Annotated in this window: 10 protein-coding genes; 2 read left to right on the forward strand and 8 right to left on the reverse strand. The window is 41.0% G+C overall.

The window, feature by feature from the left end; all coding sequences use genetic code 11:
- Positions 1–212 precede the first annotated feature (212 nt).
- Positions 213–1,253 (forward strand): 6-bladed beta-propeller, encoded by a 1,041-nt coding sequence (locus P8O16_RS16025; RefSeq protein WP_300316448.1) that lies wholly within the window; start codon positions 213–215, stop codon positions 1,251–1,253.
- A gap of 141 nt (positions 1,254–1,394) precedes the next feature.
- Positions 1,395–2,690 (forward strand): HAMP domain-containing sensor histidine kinase, encoded by a 1,296-nt coding sequence (locus tag P8O16_RS16030; RefSeq protein WP_300316449.1) that lies wholly within the window; start codon positions 1,395–1,397, stop codon positions 2,688–2,690.
- Here the strand turns inward: P8O16_RS16030 and P8O16_RS16035 are convergent.
- The 8 genes from P8O16_RS16035 to P8O16_RS16070 form a co-directional block, all read right to left on the reverse strand.
- On the reverse strand, positions 2,687–3,247 hold the full coding sequence (locus P8O16_RS16035) for an LUD domain-containing protein (protein ID WP_300316450.1): 561 nt from the start codon (positions 3,245–3,247) through the stop codon (positions 2,687–2,689). The genes P8O16_RS16030 and P8O16_RS16035 overlap by 4 nt on opposite strands.
- Complete coding sequence (locus tag P8O16_RS16040; RefSeq protein WP_300316451.1) at positions 3,244–4,602, reverse strand: lactate utilization protein B; 1,359 nt, start codon at positions 4,600–4,602, stop codon at positions 3,244–3,246. Before P8O16_RS16040 ends, P8O16_RS16035 begins: the two co-directional genes overlap by 4 nt.
- On the reverse strand, positions 4,599–5,357 hold the full coding sequence (locus P8O16_RS16045; protein ID WP_300316452.1) for a (Fe-S)-binding protein: 759 nt from the start codon (positions 5,355–5,357) through the stop codon (positions 4,599–4,601). The genes P8O16_RS16040 and P8O16_RS16045 overlap by 4 nt, the downstream gene beginning before the upstream one ends.
- Complete coding sequence (locus tag P8O16_RS16050) at positions 5,350–6,693, reverse strand: FGGY family carbohydrate kinase (RefSeq protein WP_300316453.1); 1,344 nt, start codon at positions 6,691–6,693, stop codon at positions 5,350–5,352. Before P8O16_RS16050 ends, P8O16_RS16045 begins: the two co-directional genes overlap by 8 nt.
- 5 nt (positions 6,694–6,698) lie before the next feature.
- Positions 6,699–8,192 carry a sulfatase gene (locus P8O16_RS16055; protein ID WP_300316454.1) on the reverse strand — a complete coding sequence of 498 codons (1,494 nt, stop codon included), beginning with the start codon at positions 8,190–8,192 and terminating at the stop codon, positions 6,699–6,701.
- A gap of 153 nt (positions 8,193–8,345) precedes the next feature.
- Positions 8,346–9,380 carry a GntR family transcriptional regulator gene (locus tag P8O16_RS16060; protein ID WP_300316455.1) on the reverse strand — a complete coding sequence of 345 codons (1,035 nt, stop codon included), beginning with the start codon at positions 9,378–9,380 and terminating at the stop codon, positions 8,346–8,348.
- Positions 9,381–9,410: 30 nt separating this feature from the next.
- On the reverse strand, positions 9,411–11,531 hold the full coding sequence (locus P8O16_RS16065) for a bifunctional aldolase/short-chain dehydrogenase (protein WP_300316456.1): 2,121 nt from the start codon (positions 11,529–11,531) through the stop codon (positions 9,411–9,413).
- Positions 11,532–11,633: 102 nt separating this feature from the next.
- Positions 11,634–11,921: hypothetical protein (locus P8O16_RS16070; RefSeq protein WP_300316457.1), on the reverse strand; the 288-nt coding region annotated here is incomplete at its 5' end.

Raw genomic sequence — 11,921 nt, forward strand, 5'->3', positions numbered from 1 at the left:
TTACCTGGACGAGTTTTGTTACAAGCTCAACAGAAGATACTTCGGTCAAAAACTCTTTGACAGACTCATCATTGCTTCGATTTAATCATACTGGCAAGATTGCGGATATACATAAAAAATTATTCGAAATTCAGTAGTAAAGACCTTTTTTGGGAGATCTTTTTTCGGTTATCCAGAAGGAAATCTTAAATTGAAAGTCTAGCAGCACTCAAATGAACTCACGAAGAAAATTTATCCAAAACTCCTCTCTATTAGGATTAGCTATGAGCATCAAACCTGACTTTTCTCTTTTTGCAGCCCAAGACCAGATCTTAGGCCATGGTGATTTTAAATATAAAATTGACTCTACTTGGGGGAATTTAGATCCTGCTAAAGTGCCAGTAATGAACTGTCATGAAATGGTGATGGATCGAAAAGGAAGAATGATCATGCTGACTGATGAGGCTAAAAATAATGTGATCATTTATGATCAAGCTGGGAAATTATTGGACACATGGACTTTGAATTTAGATCGAGCTCATGGGCTCTCGATTGTGGATGAAGGAGATGCAGAATACCTTTGGGTAGTGGACAATGGAGGGAGAGTACTTAAGACAACACTAGGTGGGGTGATTGTCTCAGAAGTAGTCTCTCCGATAAAGGAAGGGATCTATGACGAAAAAATGCGCTGGGTGCCGACTGAAACTGCAGTAGGGCCAAATGGAGATCTTTATATTGCCGATGGCTATGGATCTCAATACTTTTTGCAATACGATAAGAATGGGAATTTTATCCGAAAATTCGGAGGCCCAGGTCAAGGAGATAGTCAATTTAGCACAGCTCATGGAATTGCGATAGATCAGCGAGGAGGTAAAGAGCCTACTTTACTCTGTACCTCAAGGGGTCATAATTCCTTTAAGCGGTTTACGCTAGATGGTGAATATTTGGAAACGATTTTCCTGCCAGGGGCATTTGTATGCAGACCTGTAATCCACGGAGAAAATCTTTTTGCAGGAGTATGCTGGTCTCGATTAAGATATTTGGAACAGACCGATAATTCAGGTTTCGTAACCATATTGGACAAGGATAACAGGGTAGTTTCGAATCCAGGCGGGACAGCGCCAGAATACCGCAATGGCGAACTCCAATTAATGGTGCAATCCCAGCCAGTTTTTAAACATTGCCATGACGTATGTATCGATCAAGATGAGAATATCTACGTCTGCCAGTGGAATGCTGGTAAAACCTATCCGATTAAATTAACCCGGGTTTAATCCATTTCTACACAAAAATAAATTTTGGCTTTAAATAGCTTGCTCACATATTTTTTCACTGAGAATCTGTAGGGTAGCGATTTATTTCCAAGAATTTCTCTATTTTTAGTTTTCAAATCTTTATAAATAATTGAATATTAAATGAGACTTTTTGGGACTCAGGATCTAGACAATAATCTTGATCAGCTTCAAAACAAGATTTCTCTGTTATTTGCCTTGCTCGCTGGTTTTTTGATGATTTTTTTAGGTTTATCAGATTTGATAATTGGGCTTGATCCCTTTATTGTAAAAACAAAATTCCTTTTTGCAATCCCCTACTTACTTGGGTTTTGGGTTATGTGGAAGTATGGATATTTTCAGCCGGTGATCCAGTTGATGATTTTTATAGGTTTGATTTTAGTTGCTATTAATTATGTGTACAACGAAGGTTACCAAGGTCCGACATTTTATACCATTTTTATTTTTGTAGTAGGAATTGGTATTTTGATAAAGGGATGGCCAAAAATCGCTTTGTTACTTTTAACATTTATGTTATACAGCCTTCTTTTTTATGGTGAAGTCCATGGTTGGTTTATTGTTACTCAGCATTATCCTGATCTTGAAAGTCTATATTGGGATCATTTGATTACCATTTGGTGGACAGGGTTATTTTCTTTCCTAGGTATTCAAATATTTTTGAGGAATTATAGGTCACAAAATGACAGCCTAAGACTAATTCAAACTGAAAGAGAGTTGGCAATGAAGGAGTTAGATTCTTTGAATACTAAAAAAAACCAACTCATTGCTTTGCTTTCTCATGATCTTAAAAATCCAATCGGAATGCTCGGTCAGACTTTGGAGCTTGCCGATAAAGGACTATTTGAGGAGGGTGAGATGGAGGGGATTCTCAAAAATCTTAAAAACCAAAGTTATCATTTATCTGGAGTGCTGAATAATACTTTGAATTGGGTTTTGGCAGAATTAGAGGACAAAGAGCTAGAGACAGAGACAGTAAGCTTGTATAAATTTACTGACGAGATGAAAGACGGGATGCTTTCTCAAGCAGCGGTAAAAAATCAAACTATTGAGTTTAAGAAATCTGGTAATGACCTGAATATCGAACTTGAAGCTTCTGAAATTCGGATAATTTTAAAAAATCTACTTGATAATGCCATTAAATTCACGCCTGTGGGAGGTGAAATCGAATTTGAATTGATCTGCTCAGAAAAGGAAGTGAAATGGATTGTCAAAAATGAAGGAAAGGAGATTCCTCAAAAAGAGGAAATAACCTTATTTGATTTCAAGGTGAAGACTACCTATGGTACAATGCGGGAGAAAGGAACAGGAATAGGACTTCCACTTTGTAAAAAAATCGCAGATAAATTAGCTATGGAACTGGGGTTTTCTCGCACAGATTCTGGTAAAAACAGCTTTTTTCTTACCAAAAATCTGGCTTAGATTAATACAACCACTAGGCTCTTTGCCCCATGCGCTCCGATCACTAGAGATTGCTCGATATCCGCTGTCTTGGACGGTCCAGCGATAAACAAACCAAACCCAGAATGCTGTCCTCCAATCCGATCATAAGCTTGATACATAGTGGATACCAGTGATTCCTGATCTAAAACAATCACCAAATGCTCAGTAATAAAAGGAATTGCCCGCAAGCCTAAATCCGAATCTTCCAGCCAAATCGCGCCGTTCTCAGCTACTCCGAATTGCCCTTTTAAGATGGCCAAATCCAGTTTGGAAAAACTATGTGGATCAGTAGGTAAAGCTTGATTTGCAAATTTTCCAAACTCCGGAACACTGGAATAAACAGATGGATAGAGCCCTGATTCCAGCTTAGTGCTTAATTCATCAGCTGTCAAAAGCTCACCCTTATTTCCGAGAATAGCAGTGCTAAATCCTTCTATTAGGTTATCGCCTCCTTTGAAATCTGGGATTTCAGGTAGTGGTTTTTGATCTAATTTTAAACTCCGGATTTTTCTGAGGATGGAATCTCTACTGCTCATGATCGGTTTTTTTGATACCATTCTTTGAAACTTTCTTTTGGAACTGCTGGCAGATCTCGCTGCTTTCCCCAGATATTTAGCGGGTTGTAAATCATTGATTTTGGAAGGTTTTTTAAAGCCATTCGCATGATTTTTCCGGAATAGTTGTAAGCCAAAGGGCTTTTGAAAATTCCATTTCCAAGCATCATGGAAAGTTCCTTTACTGAAGTGCCTTGCGCTTTGGTAATTTCTTGACGCCAAAGGTAAAGCTGCTCGTGAATATTGATCTTAACAGGACATACATCCGTGCAGCTTCCGCAAAGTGTGGAGGCGAAAGGTAAGCTGCTGTGTTTTTGTAAATTCAAGCCCGGAGAAAGAATTGATCCGATCGGACCCGGAACCGTACTTTTGTAACTGAATCCGCCACTTCTTCTATATATCGGACAGGTATTCATGCAAGCACCGCAACGGATGCATTTGAGTGAGTTTCTAAAATTCTCACGCCCCAATTGTGCGGTTCTGCCATTGTCCACCAGAATGATATGAATTTCTTTTCCGGCTTCTGGACTTCTGAAATGAGAATTGTAATTGGTTATATTTTGACCTGTTGCTGATCTGGCAAGTAATCTCAAGAAAACCCCGAGATGGGTTCGCTTTGGAATAATCTTTTCGATTCCCATGCAGGCGATATGCGTATCGGCCAAGTGGACGCCCATATCGGCATTCCCTTCGTTGGTGCAGACTACGAATTCCCCTGTTTCAGCAACGCCGAAATTCACTCCGGTGATCGCCACTTTTGCTGCAAGAAACTTTTCCCGAAGGTGGTGTCTTGCTGCTTGGGTCAAATAATATGGATCTTCATTTCCTTTTTCTGTGTGGAGCTTTTCATGGAAAAGTTCTGAGATTTCCCCTTTTTTCAAATGGATTGCAGGCAAGACGATATGACTTGGAGGCTGACCGAGAAACTGTACAATTCGCTCACCCAGATCGGTGTCCACTACTTCAATGTCATTTTTTTCCAAAAAAGGGTTCAAATGACACTCTTCTGTGAGGATCGATTTGCTCTTAACGATGGCTTTACATTCCTTTTCTTTTAGAATAGAAAGTACGATCTCATTATGTTCCTGTGCATTGGCAGCCCAATGTACTTTGATTCCATTCTTAGTCGCATTACGCTCAAATTTTTCCAAGTAATCCGCCAGATTTCCAAGCACATTATCCTTGATTGTGGAAGCTAATTCCCGTAATTCTTCCCATTCTGGGACGGAATGGCTCATTTTATCCCGCTTGTCTCGGATAAACCAAAGGGTATCATCATGCCATTTTGATTTGGCTGGGTCTTTTAAAAATTCCGCTGCTTCCTGTGGATGACTCATGCCATTGCTTCGTTTAGTATTTCGGCGATATGCTTGAATTTGAGATTTTGGTTTTGCCGCTGAGCTATTCCCTGTAAATGCATGATGCAAGACATGTCTCCTCCGGTCAAAATCTCAACTTGATGTGCATGGTGATCTTCCAATCGATCTTTACCCATTTGCACCGAAAGAACCTCTTCACTTACTGCGAAAGTTCCTCCGAATCCACAGCATTCATCTGTCCGTGTTAGCTCCACCCAAGTTAAACCTTTCAGGTTTTCTAAAAGTTTTTTTGCTTTGCTGAAGGGTTTTTCATTCAGTTCTGAGCTGGATGAAAGTCGTAATCCTCGCTGTCCATGACAGGAAGAATGATACCCGATCCGATGTGGAAAGCTTCCTTCAAGATGATCAATTTTCAAAATATCGGTCAGAAATTCAGAAAACTCGAAGATTTTATCATGAAGTTCAGCTTGCTCTTTTTCCATACCTGCAATAGCTGGAGAATGTTCTTTGACATGAACTACACAACTTCCAGAGGGTGCGACTACATAGTCATATGCTGCGAAAGTTTCGATAAAGTGTTTTGTCGTCCCAACTGTGTCCCGCTCAAAACCGGCATTCGCCATCGGCTGACCGCAGCAGGTTTGATTCATGGGGTAGGTCACTTGGCAGCCTAGTTTTTCCAAGACAGCTAAAGTTGAGATGGCCACATTTGGATAAAATTGATCTACGTAGCAAGGGATAAATAGGGCGATATGTGGTTTTTTACTATTCATGGTTATGGGTCATCGCTTCATTAATCAACATCGCCGCACCCAGAGCAGAACCATTCGGGAAATCACTCGGGATGATTTCCAAATCGGGTAGCTTTTTGCGAAGCATCTCCAAGAAAATCAGATTGGCATTGAATCCGCCGTCTACAAAGATTCGCTTGACGGGACTTCCTGCCAAAACCAAATTCAGCGAGGCAAGCTGCAGGTCGGTGAGCTCATCCATAAAAGTATAATAGGCCTCTTCGAAATTTTCAAAACTAGCCCAGTCGGTTTCCCCCGCACTTTCCAATTCAAAATCTTTGGGCTTGAGGTAGTGAAAAGCAATTCTTTTGACGGAGTTTGCCTTTACTTTTTGAAAGAGGGACTCCTCAAAAATCAGTTTTTTATAAGTTCCCTGAGGCAGTTTGAAATAAGCATACATCTCGTCGATTTGATATTTATGCTCTTCTCCGATGAATAATCGGCTGATTTTGATGGGTTCACCCTGTACACTCAGGAATTGCAGGCAGTCTCGCTTGAGTTCTTTTTTGGTGAGCGGGGTTTTGTTGAAGGGATTGATGCTGATCGCCCAAGTGCCTGTGGAAAGCAAAATGAAAGGTTCGGTTTCCCGCTGTATGTAAGGCAGCAGAGCCGCCGAGGAATCATGAATCCCGATTCCGCAGGAAATATTGCCTAGTTCGGGCTTGGTAGTTAATACGGTTTTCCCTGATTTGATTGGTGGTAGAAGTTCACGGATATTTTCCCGATCCACCCATTCGTGGTAGTCGTTTTTTTCAAAATCCCAAAGTCCAGTATGACAGCCTATGCTGGTGTAGTCGGATGTCATTTCTCCGGTAAATAAAAAGCTGACGTACTGGGGAAGATGGAAGCAGTGAGCAACATTTTTGAAAAGTTCAGGCTTGGCATATTTTACGAAATAGATTTGAAGACCCGAGTTGAGCATTGCCAATGGCGGAGAGGATGTTGCCCGGCAAAAATTCATTTTCCCTCCATTTTCGGAATAAAAGTTTGCCAATAAGTCTTCCGGAAATGGTTTGAGGTAATCGTAAAGCGGCGTGGCCGGATTTCCTGATGCATCCGTATGCACGAAACTGGCTCCATGAGTGGAGAAGTTTAATCGTTTGATTTCGAATTCCGGCAAAGCTAAAGCTGCTTGAAAAGTCTCGATCATCCAGTTGGACATGGCTGGGAGATTTTCCGCAGGGAACCCATCTTCATCGGCTAAGTCCTCGAACCTGCTGTAAGCTTGAAAAACTTCTTGGAGGTTTTCATCAAAAAGGAAGAACTTTTTGTTCGTCTTTCCAATATCGAAAACGGCAGTTACGGGAAGTTTTTCCATGTCCATTAATAAGTGCGCTGATAGATATGATCTCTCTTTGGATAGCTGATTCGCTTGAGCGGAATTTGCTCTCCTCCTGTGGTTTCCAGCCAAGTAAATATGTCGCTTCTCAGTTCTTGTGCAAGTTTCTGATGCTCAGGTGACCGTATGAGGTTGTTCATTTCATAAGGGTCCTTTTCTAAGTCATAAAGCTCGTTGGTGTCCCAAACCCCGTGATTGAAGATGTATTTGTAGCGATCCGTTCGCACAGCGAAGAGCGTTGGGGTACTTGGATAAGCCATTTCCCAGTAGTATTCATAGAAAACTTTGTCTCTCCAATCTGCCTGCTGGTTTTTGATGATAGGGAGAATTGATTGTCCCTGCACATCTGCTTTGGCTCCAGGTAGACCGGCAAGTTCCAAGAAAGTCGGTGCCAAATCGATATTCATCACGATGTTTGGGTTCACAGTTCCGGGCTTGATGAGTTTAGGATATTGTGCCAAAAATGGAACTTTCATGGACTCCTCATAGGCATGTCGCTTGTCGATCAGTCCATGCTCTCCGAAGCTAAATCCATTGTCACCCATATAGACAATCAAGGTATTTTCCTTCAGGCCATTTTTCTCCACGTAATCCAAAACTCTCCCGACACTTTCATCGATTCCCATAAGCGTCTCCAGATACAGGCGGTAAAAAGAATCAAAAGGAATAGCACCATGATACATGTAATCGACTCCATGCCAGGAAAAGCGCTGCCGCCGAACCCATTCAGGAATGTCTTTGTAATTTACTGGAGTTGTGATCGGCTTTTCGCGGTCGGAGAAATAAGGACTGTCTTTGGTAGCGGTCAGATACATACTCGGCGGAGTCACGACAGGTGTTTTGTCATGTAATCCTTTATGGCGCTCTGCAGGAGTAAATTCGGCATGTACTGCTTTATGGGATAAATAGAGGAAAAACGGCTTATCTTTTTCTCTTTTTTCCAACCATTCTACCGCATAATCAGTCAATCGATCCGTGGTGTAGCTTCCCTCGGGTTGTTTGACTTGCTGCCCATTGATATTGAAAGTAGGGTCATTGTATACGCCCTGACCTCGAAAACTCAACCAATAATCGAAGCCTGCTTGAGGCTTATCATCCTCATCGCCCATGTGCCATTTTCCAAAAAAGCTAGTCTGATAGCCGTTTTTCTGAAGGATCTCCGGGAAAAACTTATTGCCTTCCGGTACGGGAGCAGAATTATCCACGATGGTATGCGTGTGTGCATATTGTCCGGTGAGAATGGAGGCTCGGCTAGGTGAACAAAGAGCTGTAGTCACAAAAGCATTCGGGAAATGAGCTCCATTGCTTGCCATACGGTCAAGGTTCGGTGTTTCAAGACCTTCCACTGCACCAGTGAATCCCATGAAATCATAGCGATGATCGTCCGAAAGGATAAAAATGATATTGGGTCGGTTGTCTTGCGAAAAAGCCTGAAAAATCAGGCTTAAGCAAAGTATTAGGAAAGTGAAATGCTTCATCAAGATTAATGGGTTAAAGGTAAATAGGCTAACAAGTTTGATCTTATCATAGTGTTATAAACTGGATCAATTCGGTCTTCCGTCTCCGGTCTCCCGTCTTGTTTAGCAAGGAAAATAAGCTTTATGATATCTTTACATATAAAGATTAAAAACCTAGATCGATTTCCTAAGATAAAGCTTAAAGGGGTTTTTAATAGGGATTTTGTCCTCTTTTCCCAGGATTTGTTCCGCGATGGATCTGCCCATATGAATAAAATCAGTGGAAATAGTGGTGATTCCATCTGCCAAAATTTCTTTGAGTGGAGTTTCATTATAGGAAATTACACCCACATCTTGACCTAGTTTTAAGTTTTGCTCACGCGATTTCTTCACAATATCTGCTAGATCAGTTTCAGCCAACACGATAAATGAATCGCCTTTGTATAGTGGCTCATCATCAATACCATCTAAAATAAGGTTATTGAAATTGTGGAAATAGCAGAATCGCTTAAATCCATCTATGATTTCCGGTGGATAAAGCTCACCCTTTGGAAATACTAGGATCAAGCGCTCATACTTTCTCAAGTGGGTGATTCCAGATTCTAAAGCTTCCATAATATCTCTCGCAAAATCCTGATAAACACCTGGGAACTCATTTTCATGATCTTTTACTGCCCGATCAATGATCAACAATTTGTCCGAAGGAATTTTTTTAATGAGTTCGTAGGCGGTCTCAGGCCGAGAATTTTCATCATAGAAGTGGGGAGCTACTACGTAATAATGGTATTCTCCAAGGTTTCTCTCGAGTAAACTTTGGAAAAGAGTTTTATTGTAATGATGAATTTGAAGATCGACGTTTGCTTGATTTCCTAAAGTCTCAACGATCGAGTAGTAAATAATTTTTTTATAGGAACTCAGCTTGTTGAAGAGTAAAAGGACCTTCGTCTTATTCTCCATGTTGGTAGAATTCACATAGAATCCTTTGCCACGAACAGAAGTGATGATACCGCGATCACGAAGTTCATTGTATGCCTTTTCTACGGTATCTCTAGAAAGAAGAAAGTCAAAACTTGTCTCATTGATCGAAGGAATCCGGTCTCCTATTTTCAGCTTTCCTCGGTCAATATCTTCCAAGATCAAGTTGACCACCTGCATGTATTTTGGTGTCCGGGATTCATTATGGATTTTTTCAGATTTATCGAGTAACATAGGCTGGGTTTATTTTAGGTTTCCAATAATCTATCGAGGGAAAGCTGCCGCCAATCCACCATCTACATTGAGCATATTTCCAGTGCTCTTAGAAAGTAACCCGCTCACAAAGGCAAAAGCTGCATCAGCGATATCCGAAGTTTTTACGCTTTCCTTGAGTAAAGTCCGATTGGCATAGTACTGAGGTAGGTCTTTCAATTCCACTCCATATGCTTTTGCGCGATTCTCTGCCCATCCGCCTTCCCAAATGTTGGAATTTTCAATCACAGCATCCGGGTTGATTACGTTTACCTTAATTTTATCTTCTGCAAGTTCTGCTGCCATTAATCTTGACATATGGAGTTGTGCTGCTTTTGCAGTTCCATAAGCTACATTTTTTGGCCCGGCTACAAGGGCATTTTTACTAACGATGTTAATAATGTCTCCCCCTAGACCCTGTTCTTTCATGATCTTTACTCCTGCTTTTGAGACATGATATTGGCCCATGACTAGAATATCATTGAGCTTTGACCAGTCTTGATTGGTATGGTCTTCAAAGCTTTTGCTGATGGAAATTCCAGCATTGTTTACAATGATATCGACTCCACCGAACTTTAGACAAGTGGCTTCAATTGCTTTTTCTAAGCTTGTCAAATCGGTCACATCCAACTTTACACCTAAGAAAGAATCCTTTCCGTATTTGAGAAGAAATTCTGCTTCAGCATCTATCAGGCGGTTTGCATCAATATCAGTAACTACTACGCAGGCTCCTTCTTGTACATATTTTTCTGCGATAGCTTTTCCGATCCCTCCTGCACTTCCTGTGACCAAAGCGATCTTTCTGGAAAGCGGTTGCTCTTTTGGCATCCGTTGAAGTTTGGCTTCTTCCAATAACCAGTACTCGATATCAAAAGCTTCCTGTAATGGGAGTGACACATATTCTGAAACCGCTTCAGCACCTCGCATCACATTGATGGCATTGATATAAAATTCACTTGCTACTCGGCTGGTTTGTTTGTTTTTGGCATAGCTGAACATGCCCACGCCTGGCCAGATGATCACCACTGGGTTCGGATCTCGCATCGCTGGACTATTTGCCCGCTTATGCTTCTCATAGTAATTGGCATACATTTCCCGATACACTTGAAAAGCACTTGAAATTTGATCTTTAATAGATTTAGGATCGCTCAAATCTTGATCAGCCGGAATGTCCAAGACTAATGGAGAGATCTTGGTTCTCAGGAAATGGTCAGGACAGCTAGTTCCCATCGGTGCTAATTTCACAAGATCATGACTGTTAATAAATTCCAACACTTCGGGTGCATCTGTAAACGTACCAACCATCAGGTTTTCCGAAGAAGCTAGACCTCTGAGTAATGGGGCAAGTTTTGCAGCTTGTGATTTTCTTGCTTCCGGATCAAGTGAAGTTACCTTGGCGCCACCAAAAACAGGACGATTTTTTCCGTAGTTTTCTGCTAAATATTCAGAAGCCATTTCTATTACTTCGAGGCTATTCATATAGCACTCGTAAGAAGTATCTCCCCAAGTGAAAAGTCCATGGCCTCCAAGCATAATTCCCCGAATCCCAGGGTTGTCATCCAATGATTGCTTGAGCTGAAGACCCAAGTCGAAACCGGGACGCTGCCAAGGAACCCATGAAATTTGTCCCTTCCAGAGTTCTTTTGTGATTCGCTCTCCATCTTTAGATGCAGCTATGGCAATAGCCGCATCAGGATGTAGGTGGTCAATATGTTTAAAAGGTAAAAATGCATGAAGTGGCGTGTCAATCGATGGAGCTTTGGAAGCAAGATCATAGATGCAATGGTTGAACAGTTCCACCATTTCGTCTTCAAATTGAAGTCCACGATAGATGCCCTTTAGCGATCGCAATTTATTTACATATAATCCTGCCAGGCCAGATTTTTTTAAGGTTCCAATATCTCCTCCAGAACCTTTCACCCACATGATTTCCACTTCTTCTTTGGTCAAAGGATCCTTTTCAAATGTCTTGCAACTTGTATTTCCACCACCATAATTTGTGATTCTCAAATCGGCCCCAAGAATATTGGATCGATAGATCAAAAGGTCCACCTCATTGCCTTCAAGTTTTGAGGCTTTCTCTTCATCCCAGAGGTAACTTACGTGCTTGAAATTTTTTGTCTCTTGGTTCATTGGATTTAAAGGATTTTCATAAGGTCAATTTGTTGGAAAAGGAAGCCAATTGCATCCTGTGCTGTCTTGAGCATGGAATTTTTAACCAACCTGTTCGATGGTTCAATTTAAAACCATTTCAGAATTATACCCCTCTACAAATAACAGGTCTTCGTAGAATTTCAATTTTTTATTTATCAATTTTCTTTTTTGAAGATTCTTTATAATTCCTAATCCAAAATTCAGTAGGATAGTGCAGGATAGGCTCCGTTTTAGACTTACTTTATTTAAGCTAATATGTATATCCGCAATCTTGCCAGTATGATTAAATCGAAGCAATGATGAGTCTGTCAAAGAGTTTTTGACCGAAGTATCTTCTGTTGAGCTTGTAACAAAACTCGTCCAGGTAAT

Origin of the sequence: Algoriphagus sp. (genome assembly GCF_029254265.1) — a bacterium.
GTDB lineage: Bacteria > Bacteroidota > Bacteroidia > Cytophagales > Cyclobacteriaceae > Algoriphagus.